Raw genomic sequence first — 16920 nt, forward strand, 5'->3', positions numbered from 1 at the left:
TGTCGGTGATTCCGATACCGCTCTCAACGACGCGACGTTCGCCGCCGTCTCCTCGAGAACGGGATCACCGTGACGGGCGAAAGAAATCGGACTCCGTCGACCGAGCTCCGACCGGCGAGTCTCGACTCGCCCTCACTCCTCGGTCACCGTGACCCAGAAGTGGGTCTCCTCGACAGCGTTCTCGTTCGTCGGCGAAGTCGGCGGAGCGCCGTCGTAGAGCAACACGCTGATCCGAACCGTGTCACCCGGCTCGGCCGTGGGCGTCACCGATCGTTCTCCGGTTCCCGTCGCGCCGTCCGACACCGTCGCGTCGATGCGCCGTAACTCCGTGCGCTCGACGACCGTCCCGTCCTCGAGGAACTGCTCCTGGACGACGACGGTGTACTCCCGATCGGTCCCCTCCTGGTTTTCGATTTCGATCGTCAGGGGGATCGATTCCCCCGCCTCGATCTCGCTGGGGAGTTCGCCGGCGACGACCTCGCCGTCCTCGTTTTCGCCGTAGAGCGCGAGTTCGCTGAATCCGCCGGCCGACACGGGAAACAGGACGGCCACGAACAACGCACTGATCGCCCCTCCGATCGCCAGGACGAGAAACACCGTCGACGCGGTCGCCAGCGCGTCGTCGTCGCCGACGAGACGCCCGAGAGCCACGCCCGGTGAGACGGAAAACCGTACGCCGTCCGGCGTTCGGAGCCGCCGAACGACGCCGACCTGTGCGACGACGACCGTCCCGACGCTGAGTACCGTTACGATCGACGTCGCAGTCAACCCGACTCCGGCGACCGGGAGCAGTATGACGACCAGGGGGACGATCGCCAGCGACAGAACGAACCCCAGTCCGACGCGCTCGGTGACGTCGATTCCTCGAGGGCGGCCCTCGGCAGTCGTGGTCGGCGTCTCCGCCGGGTCGCGCGCGCTCGCCGGGAACAGCGCCGACACGAGTGCGTAGCCCGGAAGAAAGAGGGTGAGCGGAAACGTCACGAAGAGCCGCAGGCCGCTCTCGCGTCCGACCGACGTCACGATCAGGTACGCGAGTACCGCACCGATCGAGACGGCTGCGAGATCGATCGGGTACCGCCGAACGAGGCCCAGCCCCATCCAGGTATTCCGTCGATGGCTCATCGATGACACACCGACGTTCGCTGGTCACCGTTCGATCTCCGTCCGAACAGAGCGCCTGTCATTCTCGGTGCATCGGTGTACTCTCGCGTTCTTTGTTATGGTCGTGTTACCGACAGGAACCGGCGGCTGCTCGACGGGCGTGCAGGGCGGAGACGAACCGATCGCTGGACGACAGTCCGCCGCCGTTCGAAGCGCTAAAATTCGACGTACTGTTCCTCCCACTCCCGTCGCTCTTCGATCTGCTGTCGACCGGACTCGGTGATCGCGTAGTAGTTCGTTCGCCTGTCGAGTTGGCCCTTTTCGACCAGCTCCTTGTTGACGAGCGTGTCCAGGTTCGGATACAGCCGTCCGTGATTGATCTCCGAACTGTAGTACTTCTCGACCTCGTCTTTGACAGTCTGTCCCGACGGCCGATCGGCACCTGCGATCACGTACAACAGGTCGCGCTGGAAGCCGGTCAGATCGTGCATTGCTCAATCACACTGACCGTTCTACTGAGTGGATATTTGTTATCCGTATCATACAGCCCCTTTCTCCCACGTTTATACGGTTTTACTCGATCGAAAGCGGCTATTCTTCTAGCAGTCTCCCGAATCGGAACGACCCGTCGCCGGCGCGCTCGAACCAGTCATCACCCGGTGAACCCGGATCGGGTTCGCTCCGACCCGAAACGACTCTTGATTCGGACACGTTCGGACGGGATCACTCCTCGCCGTCCGAAACCGCAACGTCGATCCCGTCCGCGGCGATCCGAACCCGGAGGACGTCGACCGTCGCCTCGTAGGCGGTCGTGTGCGAGCCGTCGTCGTCGAACCGCACACACTCCGCCAGGAGATCGCTCTCGAGGAGGTTGTTGATTCGTCGGTAGACCGTCGCCGACGAGCTATCCGTTCGTTCGGTCAGTTCCTTCGCCGTCTTCGGGCCGTCGCTCGTCGCGACGAGGATCGTTCGAGCACAGTCGTCCCCGAGGACGTCGAGCTGGGCCGACGGATTGGCAGTCGATTCCGATCGCATATCGCTCGCGTGCGTTGACATTGGCCTGGTCATTCGTTCGGGGCGGACAGGGTCCGTTCGCTCTTCGGGAGAGGCGGCGATTCGAGAGAGTCGGTAGTCGGGCCACCACTGTCGGAGGCACCACCAGTATGTTCCGGCACGGAAATCGGTAAGCGATAGTGGTATTTTATAACGATGTACCTTACACCGTGTCGCCATTTCGTTCCGTGAGGTAAGATCGTATTTCGCCTCGGAAACTACATGTTTCGGCGAAACGGCGGGTCGATCAATACCCTGTTTGAGCGCCGAATGCGGCCCAACACGGCTGAACTCGGCTTGAGGTCTCTCGGCGGCCCGTGATTCGATCTGCAGTTTCGAACCGCCTCAGGTCCGTTGTCGGTCGGAAAGACCCTATTTCCCGGTTCTCACCGCCGCTTCGCCGCTGAACGGTCTCCGTCCTTTATTCGCGTTTGCTCCCCTCGATACCATGATGCTCGGACCGGTACCGCGGCGACTCGCGATATCGCGATGGGGTCGAACGCGTCACGGTGAGGCGACGACCCCGCCAGCGAGCTCGCGAGACTCGTCCGAGTACACCCCACAAACCATGAACTCCACACAACACGACTGGAAGCCCATGGAATCGTCGACAGCCGGCGCCAGATGTCGAAACTGCGGAACGCACGTGACACAGCAGTTCGCTCGCGTCTTCGGTGACAACGGCGACATCGTCCACGGCTGTCCGTCCTGTACGACCTATCGGGAGATGCAATCCGGTGGTCACCTTCCCGGCGACTGAGTTCGATTCCTGCTCTTTGTCGCCCGCGTCTCCGACGCCGACCCTCGAGTACTGCCCGGACTGATCCGACGACGCGATCGAACGGGCCCCGACGCCGGCTCTCGTCCCGATCCGTCTTCACGCTCGTTCCGACGACGCCCCATTCACACCTCCCGTACGCGAGCCATCGCCACACCTCCCGTACGCGAGCCATCGCCACACCTCCCGTACGCGAGCGATGGGCCGAGGGAGAAACGATCGTATCCTCCGCCTACCACCGTTCGCGAATCCGTCGCTTCCGTCCGGGGAACCAAACGACACCGTACTCTGCAAAAGTTAAAGTTAGTGGTGCGTGAAGTGGGGAGACATGCCCACTGGTGGTGGATTGTCAGCCGAGTGCCGCTTCCCCTTCTCTCCAATCGATGTCAGTTCAAACGGACAGAACTGACCCGCTCGAAGAGAGCGAGGTGTTTCACATCCTCGGTAACGATAGACGGCGGGCTATCGTACAGCTGCTCGCTGAGGAGGGGAGACAGGTCGACGTCTCCGACGTGGCGAGCGAGATCGCCGCGACCGAATCGGATACCACGCCCGTTCCGAACAACCTCTACAAGAGCGTCTACGTCTCCCTTCAGCAGACCCATCTCCCGCAACTCGAGGAAGACGCCGTCATCGAGTACGATTCCGATTCGAAGACGATTCAATCCGGCCAGCATTTCGAGGAGGTCTTCCAGTACGTCGACGGCCACACCGACGACCACTCGCGAATCCTGCAAATCCATCTCGGGCTTTGCATTCTCGGTCTCGCCATCATCGCACTCGCCGGGCTCAGCCTGCCGGTCGTCTCGAGCGTCGATCCGGTTCTCTCGAGCGTGCTCGTGTTTCTCGCCGTCGCTGCGAGTAGTCTCTATCGATTACTGGGTTGAACGGCGAGCACGAACCGCTGCGTCGCCCGCGGACGCTCCCCCCGATTCGGTAGAGAATCCAGCGAGTCGACGCTCCGGTATCGAAGTCGGGGACGCCGTCCCAGTCGACGGAACGGATCCGTCATCGAAGAAATCGACTGCCGGCAGGTGATTCGTCGTGACGGCCGCATCGCAGTGTTCCGTCGAGACGGCGCGAAAGGCAAAAATGCGCCGTTGCGGAGCTGACGGGCCTTAGCTCACGAGGGTCCCGATTGCGGCTTCGGAGTCAGTATCGTCATCCTCAGTGAGTTCGAGGAACGCGACCTCTCCGGCCTCGTCGCTCAGGATCATGTGGACGAAGCTTCCGGCCTCGAGGCCGCTCGTATCGACATCGAATCCGATTTCGTCGCTCTCTTCGCCCTCGAGCGTTACGGTCTGTGCGGCCGCGAGGTCACCGTCGATACGGAACTGAATGGTCTCGGTTTGCTCCTGATCGCTCGGATTCGAGACCGTCGCCGTCACGGTGATCGTGTCACCGACTTCGGCGCTCTCGGGAGCATCCAGCTCGCTGACGTCGAACGATTCGGTCTGTTCTTCTTCGACGTCGGTTTCGTTGTCTTCGTCGTCGACGGGTTCTTCCTCAACGTCGTCGGTTTCGTTGTCTTCTTCGACGCCGTCAGTTTCGTTGTCTTCCTCGGCGTCGTCAGTTTCGTTATCTTCGTCGACCGGGTCTTCCAGAACGGGTTCGTCGATTTCCTCAGTTTCGTTGTCTTCTTCAGCGTCGTCAGTTTCGTTGTCGCCGTCGACGGGGTCTTCCAGAACGGGTTCGTCGATCTCCTCGGTTTCGTTATCTTCTTCAGCGTCGTCAGTTTCGTTGTCGCCGTCGACGGGATCTTCCAGAACGGGTTCGTCGACCTCTTCGGTTTCGTTATCCTCTTCGTCGACGGGTTCCTCTTCACCCTCTTCCTCGTCCGGCGCGTCCTCGAGGACGATGAACACAGTAACTTCGTCGATCGTTACTTGCACGTCGCCGGCCGCTTCCTCGGCGGATTCGTCGGCGCCGTTTCCGCCGGTCTCGCTTTCGGTATCGGTTTCGTTGTCGTCTTCGATCCCGAGGCCGTTATCATCAGCTTGCTCGTCGGACACATGGTCGGCACCGTTTATTTGAATGTCTCCGACGGAGATTGCCATTCTCACCTGATCGAAGGACATCGCTCGATCCCCGAGATCGTCGCCAATGCTCGACGCATTGCCGTCTTCGAGGTCGTCGAGTTCGTCCTGAGTGACGTGGAAGACGTTGAGTTGCTCGATCTGGACGTTGATCGTGAGTCCGTCCATCGCCACGCGCTCTTCGTCGTCCGGTTCTTCTTCGACCGGTTCTTCTTCGACCGGCTCTTCGGTCACGTTATCGTCTTCCTCGACCGGCTCTTCTTCGACCGGTTCTTCAGTCACGTTGTCGTCTTCTTCGACCGGCTCTTCTTCGACCGGTTCTTCAGTCACGTTGTCGTCTTCTTCGACCGGCTCTTCTTCGACCGGTTCTTCAGTCACGTTGTCGTCTTCCTCGACCGGCTCTTCTTCGACCGGTTCTTCCTCGACATCGTCCGCTGCTCCGACGGTGACCACTGCCTCGTCGGTCACTGGTTCATCGTTGGGCGTGAGGAACGGTCCGTCTGCCTGACCGTCGGTCTCGACGAAATCGTACTGCTGGTTATCGTTCGTGTCGCGATGTGGCATCGCGATCAGGGTCTCGTCCTCCTCGAGCGGCTCGTCCAGCGTGACTTCGACCTGATCGTGCGTGCCCGCCTCGAGATATTCGGAGGTGCCGATAACGCTCTCCAGGACGTTCCCCACGAGGAGACTGCTGTCGTGGATCGTCACGAAGCCGGGGCTCGCGAGCGAGACGTTCTCGACGACGACCGTATCGCCCTCGGTCGTCTGGTCGTTAAACGTCACGTACGCGCCCTGTTGGGCGTCCGTTTCGTTCTCTCCGTCGTCGGCCTCTATCGGTGTCGCGTTATCTTCCTGAAGTCCGGTCGCTGTGTCCGTCTCTTCTCGTTCGGTATCCGATTCGTCTGTCGAATCCGCGTTCGCCGAGTCGTACTCGTCCTGGCTGCTGTCGGTGCTCTGGTCGACGCCATTGCCGGACGCTGCGGCTGTGGCCATCGCCCCGCCCGAGCAAACGACTAGCAGCGCGACTAGTACGACGAGTACCTGTTTGCGTGCGTTCATAGTTGCCGTGAAGGCATCCATCACGTCGGGGGTTCGGCGGATAAACAGGCAGAACCATTACGCTAAGAAACCGAATACTACGGCCCAGCAGTGCGTGTTCAGTGGCGGGCTCGACGGCAGAAAACAACGATTGCTGATAGGAACGATCGGTCGACCGTACTCCGTTTCGCTCGAGCAGGGCCAAGCCGCCCGCACCCCGGCGGAGCGAAACGGCAGTGCTAGTCGTCGTTGGCCTGTTCGGGCGATTTCGAGGCCGTCGGTTCGTGGCCGGGCAAACAGACCAGGTTCTCCCGCCCGAGCCGAAGCTTGGTGATCTGACCGTCCTCCTCGAGATCGGCGAGCAGTCGGCTGACTTTCGCTTTCGACCAGTCGACGGAATCGACGATGTTCGATTGCTTCATTCGCCCGCCGTTCTCCCTGAGAAGTCGGCGCACCAGCTCCCGATCGGTCACGAACTCCTCGCGTTCGGACTCCGTCTCGTTCGGGCGCGAGACCGGTCGTTCGTATCGGTTACGGGCGACGAGTACGCCACCGAGTACTGCGAGCGCGACGATGCCCGCGAGAGCCGCGAGGTGTGCGTTCCCGTCCAGTTGCAGCGGTCGACTGGACTCGGGAAGGACGCCCGTCCACGAGCTCGTGGCAACTGTCGACGCGGCTACACCGACAATCGACGACCTGTGCCCGGCGAGTAGCGTGAAACCGTGTCGTCGGTTGCTCATGGCTGGTGAGGGGTTGTCGTCGCGTAATTCATGTCCTATACCCTCGTGACCGCTCTACAAATTGTTTTTTATAACACATATTCTGATAGCGGTTCATCTGTATATCACGATCACTGTGGTTTCGATGCGCGCGGCCGACTCTCTCGAGTCCGGCGAGTGGCCGGCGATCGGTAACGGGGACTGCGGATACTCTCCGCACGGTCGTCCTGCTGGGACACTCGCCAGTCATGGTATAGGCGGTCTTTGATCGACGGTCTGAATAAACACGACTGGACGTTCGGACGGTTAGCGCGGATTCGCTCCGGATTCAGTCAGTAATACCCTGTTGGTGCGACACTCTTTCGATCGGATACGAGCGAAAAACGGATTCGTCGAGGCCGCCGGAGCCGGGTTCGAACGTCGTCCGATTCAACCCGACTGGAGAATCGAATCGAGGAAAGAAGTGAACGGAAGTCGGGTTAGCTATACGACTCCTCTTCTCGATTCGGTCCGAGCGGTACCTCAGCGTCCGCACCGGTTCCGCCGCTCCGTCCGTCGCCGATCAGCGACCGGATTCCGGACTCGAGACCGACGCGAGCCTCGAACCCGAGCTCGCGGGTCGCTTTGGAGGTGTCGGCACCGCTGTGTCTGATGTCGCCGGAACGAGGGGCCCGGTGGACGATCGACGAGGACGACCCGGTCGCGTCGCGGACCGTCTCGGCGAGGTCCAGAATCGACGTTCGCTGGCCCGTGCCGATGTTGTACGCCTCGCCGACCGCATCGGTCGTCGCCGCGTGCAGGTTCGCCCGGACCACGTCGCTGACGTGGACGAAATCGCGACTCTGGCGGCCGTCTCCCTCGACGGTGATCGGTTCCGACGCTCGCGCCTGCTCGAGGAACGTCGAAATGACGCCGCTGTAGGGGCCCTGCTGGCGCGGGCCGTAGACGTTGAAGTATCGCAACGCGACGGTCTCAAGGCCGTATAACTCCTCGTAGAGCCGGGCGTACTGATCCAGCGCGAGCTTCTGGACGCCGTACGGCGAGGTCGGATTCGTCCGCGCCGTCTCCGGTACCGGAAGCTCGTCGGGGTGGCCGTAGACGGCCGCGCTCGAGGCGACGACGACCCGGGCGTCCTCCCGGCGGGCCTGCTCGAGGACCAGCAGGCTCGCCTCGAGGTTCGTTCGATTGCTCTGCCGGGGCTCGTCGACGCTCCGGCTGACGCTGACGACCGCCGCGTGGTGGAAGATCAGGTCGACGCCGCGGGCGGCCTTTTGCAGGGCGATCGGATCGCGAACGTCGCCGTCGATGACCGTCGCGTCCTCCGGGAGGTGTGCTCGGTCGCCGGTCGAGAAGTCGTCGAGCACTCTGACCTCGTTGTGGGGGCAGAGGGCGTCGACGAGGTGGCTCCCGATGAAGCCCCCGCCCCCGGTCACGAGGATCGTGCTGTCGCGGATCGCTGGCGAGTCCATCGTCCCGACCCGATCAGGAGCTCGTTGTTTAGTATCGCGCTCGTACCGCCGCGTAGCCGGTGTCTACTCGACCGATAGGCGGTGCCTACGGCTTCGATCGCGGGTTTCCGACGGCAAGCCGAGGACACGACCGTGTCGTGACGTCGACCGATCTGTCAGTCGAAAATCCGACCTGGAATACACTTTTGAGCGTGGCTCCCCATCGGTCACGTATGCTACGGAACGCCCTTTCGCGACTCCGCGAGTGGATCGCCGTCGACGATCCCGAGGACCGAATCGAGGGCTCCGGCGAGGCGATCGTCTCGCCCCAGCACAGACGGTCCGCCGAGGCCGAACGGGAACTCGAGCGGCTCGGCGAGCTGAGCGACGACCACGATTTCAAAAACCGGTAGCGTATCGTCTCGTCTCGTTCGATTGTCGGCTCTCGTTGCCCTCGAGTCCGTCCTTGTTTCGACGAATTAGCAGTAGATATAAGTCACATTAGATCAACTATTAGAACGGAAGCCGGTCTCCGTCGGGGGCGTCCGCAAACGTCCCGGGTGTGCACACCACCCGAGACTGGCTTCCCAACCCGCAAGGGTTCAGGAGCCATGCTTACGTTCAAACCAACGGGATATAAACGTCCCGCACGCACTCGGAATCGACCGACACGACCAGCCTCGAGTCCAGTTTTGGGGTCTCAACGGATGGGGTGTGATCGCCGTGTGTAGCGAGTCCGAGGGGGACGACGGATCCTCGTCGATCCCCGACTGCTCACACTGTGGAGAGCCGGTCCTGTTCGCCGTCGTCACCGGCCCCACCACCGGGACCGTCGAGCCCTGTGGCTGTTCCGTGCCGCCGGACCTGTTCGCGGAGTTGCGGGAGGAGTAGGGGAGGGCTCGGACTCAAGCCCTCGGCGGTCACCCGGTCGGTCGACACGGCCAGTCGAGATCACCACGCACCACCTGCCGTCGACATCACTCGCCGGCCGATCGGGACGTACGCGGGGCTCGAGCGCGCCTTCGTCGTAACGTAGTGGTTTTTCAAAACCGTCGTCGCGTGGGTGCTCGATCGCTATATTCGTAGTGTCGGCCCTAGCATTGGTCTTTCTACCAACCTTGTAACAGGTGATCGAGAATGGGAAACATCGCACACCGTCCGGGTCGAAACGAATCTGCGGGGGAGGAGGTCACCCTCACGGTCGACGGTCACGGACGGGTTACGCTTCCGAAGGGAGTTCGAGAGCGATTGGGTATCGAACCGAACGATCGAATTTCGGCCACGCTCATCGGATCCGTCCTCGAAATCACGCCGAAGCCGAGGTCGGAGTTGCAGACGGCGACAGCAGAGCGTGGCGAGTGGGCGAATTCGACGCCGATCGATGCGGGAGAAGCGCTTTTCGGATCGATGGACTCTGACGAAACGACGGAATGACTGGCTAACTGCCGACCGAGGTCACGGTCCTCACGGACGTCAACGTACTCGAGTGTGTCGTCGGTTCAACCCTACCGTGGGTCTCTCGTCTGGAACGCTTCTGAACGATATTCGAAATAAGCATATATTCGAATATATACTGTGTAATAAATGCCTGCAATAGGTCTCCTGGGTATCGTCGCGTTCGCTCTTCAGATCGGGGTCGGATTCGGTGTGTATCGGTTCCTCGCTGACGACGGACGGATGGCTGCGGCGATCACTGGCACTGTCGCGGTCGGATTCGGTATCGTCTCCATGTTCGCAGTAGGTCTGTTTCTCACGCTTGCGTTGGACCTCGTCATCCTGGCACTCGCTGCGCTCGTCGGCGGGAAATTCGAGCGACGGCCGACCCCGAGTTAGCGCTCGGCAACTCCACAGTCGCCTCGTCGACAGGGGGCCGCGACCCGTTTGGGGAAGCTATATGCGCCGCCCTCGGCAAGTCCTCGCCAATGACCGTCGATCTCGTCGTGCGCAACTGTACCGTCGTCACGCCCGCGGGTCGTTCGCCCGATTCGGGCGTCGCCGTCGAGGACGGAACCATCGTCGCCGTCGGGCGGAGCGACCGCCTCCCCGACGCGGATCGCGTCCTCGACGCCGAGGGGAACGTCCTCGTGCCGGGTATCGTCGACTGTCACATCCACAACCGCGAACCCGGCCTCGAGTACAAGGAAGACTGGGAATCCGCGACGCGGGCGGCGGCCGCCGGCGGCGTGACCACCGTCGTCGGGATGCCGAACACGGACCCGGTCATCGACCGGCCCGAGCACCTCGAGCTGAAGTTCGAGCGAGGCGAAGCCTCGGCCCACGTCGACTTCCAGAGCTACGCCGTCGTCACCTCGGAGAACCTCGAGCTCATCCCCGAAATCGCCGAGATCGGCCCGCTCGGGTTCAAGATCTTCCTCGGCTCGACGGTCGGTGACGTGCCGCCGCCGAACGACGGCGAGATCCTCGAGGCGATGGAGAAGATCCGAGAGACGGGCAAACGGCTCGGCTTCCACGAGGAGAACGGCGAGATTATCGACCACTACACGGAGCGGTTCAAGGCCGAGGGGCGAAACGAGCCGATCGATCACTCCCACTCGCGACCTGTGATCGCCGAACGGGAGGCCGTCGAGCGGATGCTCACCTTCGCCGAGGAGACGGGCGCGAAGATCCACATGTTCCACGTTTCGTCTGGCTCGGCCGCCGAAGCCGTCGCCCGCGGGAAATCCCGAGGGGTCGACGTCACCGCCGAGACGACTCCTCACTACCTCTGGTTCACCGAGGACGTCATGCGCGAGAAGGGCAACGTCGCCCGCGTCCAGCCGCCGATCCGGAACGCCGACGAACGCGAGCGACTCTGGGACGTGGGCATCGACGACGGCGCGATCGACTGCATCGCCACCGATCACGCGCCCCACACGCCCGAAGAAAAGATGGTCGACGACCCCTTCGGGAACACCTGGGACGCGATCTCGGGCTTCGTCGGCCTCGAGACCGAGGTCCCGGCCATGCTCACCTTCGTCGATCGGGGTCGATTCACGCTCGAGGAGTGGGTCCGTCGCCATTCGACGCGCCCGGCGCAGGTCTGGGGGATGTACCCGCAGAAGGGGTCGCTGCAGGTCGGCACTGATGCGGACTTCACCGTCGTGGATCCCGACCGCGAATGGACGCTCGAGGACCGAACGGAGTTGCATTCGAAAAACTGCGTGACGCCGTTCGAGGGAGAGTCGTTTACCGGGAAAGCGGTCGCGACCGTCGTCCGCGGTGCGATCGTTGCCGAGAAGGGTGCGGTCGTCGGCGACTCGGGGTACGGAACGCGCGTGGACGTCGAGTGAGGACCGCCGCCGTTCCGGACCGGATGCGCCGAGAACCCGCTTGTAGGTCGTTCCGCGTGACGATTCTCAGGACCTGAAAGTCGCGGCCGGCTTATATTCACACCCGATCCGTTCGAATTCGATGACGATCGAACATGACCGAAGTAGACCAGGCGGCCGACGCGAGCGACGAGTCGGACGGTGCGGACAAGACGGAACAGCTCAGATCGGTGTACCTCTCAGTGACCGGCGGTGAGGCGGAGCCGATGATCGAATCCCAGCGGGATGATTCCAGTTCCCGGGAAATCCGCGCGGAACGAACCGACGAAGTCGTCGGTCCCGCGGAACACCACGGACTCGACGACGCGATCGACGATCCCGAGGTGAGTTGATCCGAGCGTCGGCGACACTATCATCGCTTCGACGTCTCCGTGTCGTGTCTGCGATTCTATTCGGTACTAAAAAGTTGCGCAGGTAACAAGTCGTCGAGAGAGACTCCGATGTCCGACACTCAATTAGCGATCGAGGCGACCGGTTTGCGGAAGCGATTCGGCGACACCGTCGCCGTCGATAGCATCGACTTCGCGGTCGAGCCCGGCACGGTCTACGGCTTTCTCGGTCCGAACGGGGCGGGAAAGACGACCACGATGCGGATGCTGACGACGCTCACTCGGCCGTCTGCCGGAGCGGCGCGAATCCTCGGTGCCTCCGTCGGCGACCGCGACGCCGTCCGGGACCTGATCGGCTACCTCCCCGAGGAACCGCCGGTCTTCGACGAGTTGACCGGGTACGAACAGCTCGAGTACTTCGCGCGGCTCCGGGATATCCCCGCGTCGACGGCGGAGCGACGGATCGACGCGTGGCTCGAGCGGTTCGATCTGGCCGGCGACGCCGGGAAACGGATCGAGGAGTACTCGAAGGGGATGCGCCAGAAGGTCGGACTCGTTCAGGCGCTGTTGCACGAACCGGACGTGCTCTTCCTCGACGAGCCGACGAGCGGTCTCGACCCCCGAGCCGCGCGAACGGTCATCGACGCCATCGCGGAGATGGCGTCGGAGGGCCACACGATCTTCCTCTCGACGCACATCCTCCCCGTCGTCGAGGAGCTCGCGGATACCGTCGGCGTCCTCTCGGACGGCCGAATCGTCGCCGAAGGGGCTCCCGAGGACCTGACTCGGCAGGTCGAAAGCGGGTCCGACTCGACGCTCGAGGACGTGTTCCTCGCGGTCACGACCGACCACGGTGCGACGGTGCAGTGACGATGCTCGCACGAGACCGCGTCGTCACGATCGCTCGTCTCGAACTCAGCCGCCGCTGGCGGGTGGTGACTGGGAACCCGGTTCAGGTGATCGCGCTCGCGATCGCGGCGCTGTTCCTCGTTCCGGTCGGACTCGGCGGGATCGTCGGGACCTACCTGTTCGGTGCGGGAATCGCGTCCGGGGACATCGAGACGCCACTGGCGCTGATCCGGCCCGGGTTCGTCTACGCGTGGCTATTCGTCGCCGGGTTCGGCGGGTATCGAGCGTACGCGACGGCGCTCCGTCCGGATCGACTGGACGGCTATCTGACGACCGTCTCCCACCGCGAACTGCTGGCCGGGTTCGCGTTCGCGGAGCTCGTCCTGTGGGGCGTCCCGAGCGTCCTGCTCGCCATGGCTGGCTCGCTCCTGTTCGCCGCGGGAACCGGCTCGGTGCTGTCGGCACCCGTGCTCTTTCTCACCGTCTGCATCACGCTGGCGACGGCACTCACGACTGGATTCCTCGTCTCACTGGTCGTCAGAAGCGCCGGCGTTCGCTCGAGACTGCTGACGCGACTCCGGTCGGTTCTGATCGCGGTGCTCGCCGTCGTCTACTTCGGTGTGCTCTTCACGCAGTCGTTCGCGTCCGTTCTCGAGCCGGTGTATCGCCTCCTCGCCCCGACGCCGATCGGCTGGTACGGCGACCTCGCGCTCGTCGGCACGGTGCCGGCGGCGTCGATCGGTCGGAGCGTCGGGACGGTGCTGGCGAGTGCCGCGTTCATGCTCGCCAGCGCCGCCGTCCTCCCGCGACTCGCGGCCGGAGTCTGGTACGCTGACGGCGTTCACATCGAGCACGAAGTCGAGCCCGCGTCCTCGTCGACGGCGGGCCGACTGTCGAGCGTCCTTCCACAGCCGGTCGCGGGTGTCGCGGCGACGGATTGGAAGCGGGCGCGGCGGGCTCCGATCACGCTCACGTTCGCTGTCTACCCGCTCTTTCTGTTATTCTCCCCGGCAATGAACGCCGTCCAGACCGGAACGATCGGTCGAGGGTTCCCGATCTGGATCGTCTGCTTCGGTCCCTGGATCGCCGGCGCACTGTTCGCACTCAACGTGGTGGGGAACGAAGGGGCCGTGCTCCCGGCGACGCTCCTGAGCGACGCTCCCGGCCGCGCGCTCGTCGCCGGACACGTCGTGGCCAGCGTCCTCCTCGTGGTGCCGGTGACCCTCGTGGCGGTCGTCGGACTCGGGGCGGCGAGTCCCCACTCGATGGGGGCAGTCCTCACCCTCGCCGTGAGCGCGCTCGTGCTCGCCGTCGCTGCGCCCCCGATCGCCACCGGAGTCGGCGCGATATTCCCCCGCTTCGAGGCGGTCAGCGTCTCCCGGAGCACCGAAGCGATCGTCCCGAGCAAGCTGGCGTTTACCGGCTACTCGCTGGTCGTCTTCCTCGTCGCGATCCCGACACTGGCCGCCCACAGTTCGATCGTCGGCCACGCGATCGCGTCGGCGATCGGCCCGTCTCCGGCGGTCGTCCGCATCGTCGGAACGGTCGCGTCGTGTGCCCTCGCAGTGACTGCCGGGTCGCTCTCCGCGGCCTACGCCGTCCGCTCCGTCGAGCGGTTCCACCTCGATTGATCGGCCCACGCAAGCACGGTATCTCGCGGAATTCGACGGCGGGTGGATTACTCGAGGTCCGCACCGACGGCGTCCTCGACCGACGAGAAGCCGTCGCGCTCGAGCAGCGCCGAGAGCCCCCGGTTGATCCGCTTCGCAGTCGACGGCCCCTCGTAGACGAAGCCGGTGTAGAGCTGGACGAGCGAAGCGCCGGCCCGGATCTTTTCGTAGGCGCTGTCGGCCGAATCGACGCCGCCGACACCGATAATCGGAAGTTGGCCGTCCGTGTACTTCGCGATCGAACGGATACGGTCCGTCGACCGGTCCGCGAGCGGTTTGCCGCTGAGGCCGCCCCACTCGTCCCGACGGGGCGAGTCGAGCCCCTCGCGGCTCGTCGAGGTGTTCGTCGCGACGATGCCGTCGAGGTCGAACTCCCGGACGATGTCGACGAGGTCGAAGACGGAGTCGTCGGGGGAGTCGGGGCCGATCTTCACCAGGATCGGCACGTCGCGGTCGTTTTCGGCCTCGAGCGTCTCGAAGATCGCCCGGAGATGCTCGGGCGAGCCCTCGTCGAACTCGTCGGGCGTGTTCGGACAGGAGACGTTCACGACGACGTAGTCGGCAAAGGGCGAGAGCCGGTCGAAGACGCGCCGGTAGTCCTCGATGGCCTCGCGCTCGGTCGAGGCGTTCATTTTGCCGACGTTCACGCCCATCGGGATGTCGGGCGTGCCGTCGTCCTCGAGTCGGGACTTGACCCGTTCCATCCCCTGGCCGTTGAATCCCATCCGGTTGACCATCGCCTCGTCCTCGCGGAGGCGGAAGAGTCTGGGCCGATCGTTGCCCTCCTGCGGGTAGGGCGTGACGGTTCCGATCTCGACGAATCCGAAGCCCAGCGCCTCGAGCGCGTGGGTCACTTCGGCGTTCTTGTCGAAGCCGGCGGCGACGCCGACCGGGTTCGGAAACGTGGCGTCGAACAGGTCGACCTCGAGGGCGGGATCGTCGTACCGATACGCATACGAGAGCGCCGTCCGCGTCGGCCGTGTCGACTGGGCCGCCCGGAGCGTCAGTTTGCCGAGATCGTGCGCCGTCTCGGCCGGCAGTGTGAACGCGAGGGGGCGAACCCGCGAGTACAGCGTCATTGCCGGTACGTGGGGACGGCTCACACGTAAACGTCTCGAAGCCCGCGAACGCGACGGTCCCGCGGGCCGGCGGCTCAGAGCGACTCCAGCACGTCACCGACGTCCGTCACCGACCGGAGGTCGTCCAGCGCCGCCAGCGCGTCGTCGATGGCGACCGATCCCGGTGCGTGCGCGGCGCACATCCGGAACTTCGCGCGGAGTTCGTCGTCGGAGAGCGGATCGTCGTGGGTCCCGGGCGGCCGCTCTCGCATGCGCTCGTACTCCTCGCCGGCCTGGGTCGTCACCGCGACGCGGGCGGCGTTCGAGTCGTACGGAAGCGCCTCGTCGACGGTCACCGAGACTTGTTCGCGAACGGTCTGGACGTCAGGGTCGTCGATCCGATCCTCGTCGAACGCGGACAGATCGACCTGCCGGCGGGCGATCGCGCTCCCGATCAGGTACGGCATCGAGAACTTCGCCTCGAGTCCCGTCTCCGGGTCGTCGTGTGCGAGGGCGTCGGCCGCTCCCTGCGAGGCCGTCACGGCTACCTCGTCTATCTCCGCGGCCGAGAGGTCGTGTTCGTCCGCGAGTCCGATCGCGGCGTAGATCGCGGCGTGGGTGTAGTAGCAACACGGGTACTTCTTGACGTCGATGCCGTCGTCGAGTATCGCCCACCGCGAGCCGAGGTCCGGGAGTCGCTCGAGGTCCGCTTCGCCGTCGCCCCGGTAGAGATCGAAGAAGCCCCGGTCACCGTCGATCGCCCTCGAGTCGGCGGTCGCACCGTCGGCGGCGAGCAGGGCTGCGGTCGTCCCGGAGCGGGCGGCTTGCCCCGCGTGGATCGGCTTGGTCGTCGTCCCGAAGTTGCGCTTGAGGCCGGCCGGCATCGAGGCGGCGATCGAGAGCGCGTTTTCGGTTCGCTCCGCGGACAGCTCGAGCAGCTTCGCGACCGCGGCGGCGGCCCCGAAGAGGCCGATCGTCGACGTGGCGTGCCACCCGGCCTCGTAGTGACCGGGACTGATGGGTCTCGAGAGGTAGTTCTGTGCCTCGAACCCGGCGACGTAGGCGGTCAAGAGCTCCCGACCGGTTGCGGCCTCTCGCTCGCCGATCGCCAGCAGCGGGGCGACCATCGGGACGCTCGGATGGCCGTCCATCGCCGCCAGGGCGACGTCGTCGAAGTCCAGCGCGTGGCCCGCCGTCGCGTTCGCGAACACGGCGTCGGACAGGGGGAGTCGGTCGTTTCGCCCGAGGACCGTCGTCGCGCCGCTTTCGATGCCGACCGCACCGGCTGCTATCTCCCCGGCGTCGGCACCCGCGCCCGCGATCGTCACCCCGACGGTGTCGAGGATCGCACGCTCCGCCAGTCGATACGCTTCGTCCGGCACGTCGTCGGCGGCGAGCGACGCCACGAACGTCGCGAGTTCGCCGGCGACTCCGGCCGCGTCTGCGTCTCTCATGTCCGTCCATCTCTCGGGGAGCGGTATAGTCGTGCTCCCCACGGTTGGAAATCTGATC

The 16920-nt window shown here is 64.1% G+C and carries 18 protein-coding genes; 10 read left to right on the forward strand and 8 right to left on the reverse strand.

Annotated elements, in window-relative coordinates; all coding sequences use genetic code 11:
- Positions 1-132: 132 nt before the first annotated feature.
- From NDI89_RS10505 to NDI89_RS10515, 3 genes are all read right to left on the reverse strand, one after another.
- Positions 133-1122 (reverse strand): DUF1616 domain-containing protein, encoded by a 990-nt coding sequence (locus tag NDI89_RS10505; RefSeq protein ID WP_277521518.1) that lies wholly within the window; start codon positions 1120-1122, stop codon positions 133-135.
- A gap of 194 nt (positions 1123-1316) precedes the next feature.
- Positions 1317-1592 carry a PadR family transcriptional regulator gene (locus NDI89_RS10510; protein WP_277521519.1) on the reverse strand — a complete coding sequence of 92 codons (276 nt, stop codon included), beginning with the start codon at positions 1590-1592 and terminating at the stop codon, positions 1317-1319.
- 232 nt (positions 1593-1824) lie between these two features.
- Positions 1825-2157 (reverse strand): winged helix-turn-helix domain-containing protein, encoded by a 333-nt coding sequence (locus NDI89_RS10515; RefSeq protein ID WP_277521520.1) that lies wholly within the window; start codon positions 2155-2157, stop codon positions 1825-1827.
- Positions 2158-2752: 595 nt separating this feature from the next.
- Here NDI89_RS10515 and NDI89_RS10520 point away from each other — a divergent pair.
- Together NDI89_RS10520 and NDI89_RS10525 are read left to right on the forward strand one after the other, a co-directional pair.
- Positions 2753-2914: a DUF7563 family protein gene (locus NDI89_RS10520; protein ID WP_007109247.1), complete on the forward strand. Its 162-nt coding sequence runs from the start codon at positions 2753-2755 to the stop codon at positions 2912-2914.
- A 401-nt stretch (positions 2915-3315) separates the two neighbouring features.
- Entirely contained in the window at positions 3316-3819 is a 504-nt protein-coding gene (locus NDI89_RS10525) for a DUF7344 domain-containing protein (protein WP_277521521.1), read from the forward strand.
- 231 nt (positions 3820-4050) lie between these two features.
- Here NDI89_RS10525 and NDI89_RS10530 read toward each other — a convergent pair whose 3' ends face one another.
- The 3 genes from NDI89_RS10530 to NDI89_RS10540 form a co-directional block, all read right to left on the reverse strand.
- Positions 4051-6027, reverse strand: coding sequence for a DUF7282 domain-containing protein (locus NDI89_RS10530; RefSeq protein ID WP_277521522.1), 1977 nt, complete (start codon positions 6025-6027; stop codon positions 4051-4053).
- Positions 6028-6245: 218 nt separating this feature from the next.
- Positions 6246-6746, reverse strand: a complete 501-nt coding sequence (locus NDI89_RS10535) for a helix-turn-helix transcriptional regulator (RefSeq protein ID WP_277521523.1) — start codon at positions 6744-6746, stop codon at positions 6246-6248.
- Between the two features lie 458 nt (positions 6747-7204).
- A complete protein-coding gene (locus tag NDI89_RS10540) occupies positions 7205-8194 on the reverse strand; it encodes an NAD-dependent epimerase/dehydratase family protein (RefSeq protein WP_277521524.1) in 990 nt (329 codons plus the stop codon).
- Positions 8195-8406: 212 nt separating this feature from the next.
- Here NDI89_RS10540 and NDI89_RS10545 point away from each other — a divergent pair, with 212 nt between their 5' ends.
- The 8 genes from NDI89_RS10545 to NDI89_RS10580 all read left to right on the forward strand — a co-directional run bounded on the left by NDI89_RS10545 (position 8407) and on the right by NDI89_RS10580 (position 14311).
- Entirely contained in the window at positions 8407-8586 is a 180-nt protein-coding gene (locus NDI89_RS10545; protein ID WP_277521525.1) for a hypothetical protein, read from the forward strand.
- A gap of 310 nt (positions 8587-8896) precedes the next feature.
- Positions 8897-9064, forward strand: coding sequence for a hypothetical protein (locus NDI89_RS10550; RefSeq protein WP_277521527.1), 168 nt, complete (start codon positions 8897-8899; stop codon positions 9062-9064).
- A 246-nt stretch (positions 9065-9310) separates the two neighbouring features.
- Positions 9311-9607 carry an AbrB/MazE/SpoVT family DNA-binding domain-containing protein gene (locus NDI89_RS10555; RefSeq protein ID WP_277521529.1) on the forward strand — a complete coding sequence of 99 codons (297 nt, stop codon included), beginning with the start codon at positions 9311-9313 and terminating at the stop codon, positions 9605-9607.
- A 150-nt stretch (positions 9608-9757) separates the two neighbouring features.
- Positions 9758-10006 (forward strand): hypothetical protein, encoded by a 249-nt coding sequence (locus tag NDI89_RS10560; protein WP_277521530.1) that lies wholly within the window; start codon positions 9758-9760, stop codon positions 10004-10006.
- A gap of 89 nt (positions 10007-10095) precedes the next feature.
- Complete coding sequence (locus NDI89_RS10565; protein ID WP_277521531.1) at positions 10096-11463, forward strand: dihydroorotase; 1368 nt, start codon at positions 10096-10098, stop codon at positions 11461-11463.
- A 134-nt stretch (positions 11464-11597) separates the two neighbouring features.
- Positions 11598-11834, forward strand: coding sequence for a hypothetical protein (locus tag NDI89_RS10570; protein ID WP_277521532.1), 237 nt, complete (start codon positions 11598-11600; stop codon positions 11832-11834).
- Between the two features lie 108 nt (positions 11835-11942).
- Entirely contained in the window at positions 11943-12701 is a 759-nt protein-coding gene (locus NDI89_RS10575) for an ABC transporter ATP-binding protein (RefSeq protein WP_277521533.1), read from the forward strand.
- A gap of 2 nt (positions 12702-12703) precedes the next feature.
- Positions 12704-14311 (forward strand): hypothetical protein, encoded by a 1608-nt coding sequence (locus NDI89_RS10580; protein ID WP_277521534.1) that lies wholly within the window; start codon positions 12704-12706, stop codon positions 14309-14311.
- 47 nt (positions 14312-14358) lie between these two features.
- Here NDI89_RS10580 and NDI89_RS10585 read toward each other — a convergent pair whose 3' ends face one another.
- Complete coding sequence (locus NDI89_RS10585) at positions 14359-15429, reverse strand: quinone-dependent dihydroorotate dehydrogenase (protein WP_277521535.1); 1071 nt, start codon at positions 15427-15429, stop codon at positions 14359-14361.
- Positions 15430-15503: 74 nt separating this feature from the next.
- Positions 15504-16862, reverse strand: a complete 1359-nt coding sequence (locus tag NDI89_RS10590; protein WP_277521536.1) for an MmgE/PrpD family protein — start codon at positions 16860-16862, stop codon at positions 15504-15506.
- Between the last annotated feature and the right edge of the window lie 58 nt (positions 16863-16920).

Source organism: Natrinema salsiterrestre (genome assembly GCF_029502005.1).
Lineage (GTDB): Archaea > Halobacteriota > Halobacteria > Halobacteriales > Natrialbaceae > Natrinema > Natrinema salsiterrestre.

What these genes read in the sequence shown, in the direction of transcription:
- NDI89_RS10505 (WP_277521518.1), bottom strand. Translation starts at nt 1,122, where the DNA reads ATGAGCCATCGACGGAATACCTGGATGGGGCTGGGCCTCGTTCGGCGG.
- NDI89_RS10510 (WP_277521519.1), bottom strand. Translation starts at nt 1,592, where the DNA reads ATGCACGATCTGACCGGCTTCCAGCGCGACCTGTTGTACGTGATCGCA.
- NDI89_RS10515 (WP_277521520.1), bottom strand. Translation starts at nt 2,157, where the DNA reads ATGTCAACGCACGCGAGCGATATGCGATCGGAATCGACTGCCAATCCG.
- NDI89_RS10520 (WP_007109247.1), top strand. Translation starts at nt 2,753, where the DNA reads ATGGAATCGTCGACAGCCGGCGCCAGATGTCGAAACTGCGGAACGCAC.
- NDI89_RS10525 (WP_277521521.1), top strand. Translation starts at nt 3,316, where the DNA reads ATGTCAGTTCAAACGGACAGAACTGACCCGCTCGAAGAGAGCGAGGTG.
- NDI89_RS10530 (WP_277521522.1), bottom strand. Translation starts at nt 6,027, where the DNA reads ATGAACGCACGCAAACAGGTACTCGTCGTACTAGTCGCGCTGCTAGTC.
- NDI89_RS10535 (WP_277521523.1), bottom strand. Translation starts at nt 6,746, where the DNA reads ATGAGCAACCGACGACACGGTTTCACGCTACTCGCCGGGCACAGGTCG.
- NDI89_RS10540 (WP_277521524.1), bottom strand. Translation starts at nt 8,194, where the DNA reads ATGGACTCGCCAGCGATCCGCGACAGCACGATCCTCGTGACCGGGGGC.
- NDI89_RS10545 (WP_277521525.1), top strand. Translation starts at nt 8,407, where the DNA reads ATGCTACGGAACGCCCTTTCGCGACTCCGCGAGTGGATCGCCGTCGAC.
- NDI89_RS10555 (WP_277521529.1), top strand. Translation starts at nt 9,311, where the DNA reads ATGGGAAACATCGCACACCGTCCGGGTCGAAACGAATCTGCGGGGGAG.
- NDI89_RS10560 (WP_277521530.1), top strand. Translation starts at nt 9,758, where the DNA reads ATGCCTGCAATAGGTCTCCTGGGTATCGTCGCGTTCGCTCTTCAGATC.
- NDI89_RS10565 (WP_277521531.1), top strand. Translation starts at nt 10,096, where the DNA reads ATGACCGTCGATCTCGTCGTGCGCAACTGTACCGTCGTCACGCCCGCG.
- NDI89_RS10570 (WP_277521532.1), top strand. Translation starts at nt 11,598, where the DNA reads ATGACCGAAGTAGACCAGGCGGCCGACGCGAGCGACGAGTCGGACGGT.
- NDI89_RS10575 (WP_277521533.1), top strand. Translation starts at nt 11,943, where the DNA reads ATGTCCGACACTCAATTAGCGATCGAGGCGACCGGTTTGCGGAAGCGA.
- NDI89_RS10580 (WP_277521534.1), top strand. Translation starts at nt 12,704, where the DNA reads ATGCTCGCACGAGACCGCGTCGTCACGATCGCTCGTCTCGAACTCAGC.
- NDI89_RS10585 (WP_277521535.1), bottom strand. Translation starts at nt 15,429, where the DNA reads ATGACGCTGTACTCGCGGGTTCGCCCCCTCGCGTTCACACTGCCGGCC.
- NDI89_RS10590 (WP_277521536.1), bottom strand. Translation starts at nt 16,862, where the DNA reads ATGAGAGACGCAGACGCGGCCGGAGTCGCCGGCGAACTCGCGACGTTC.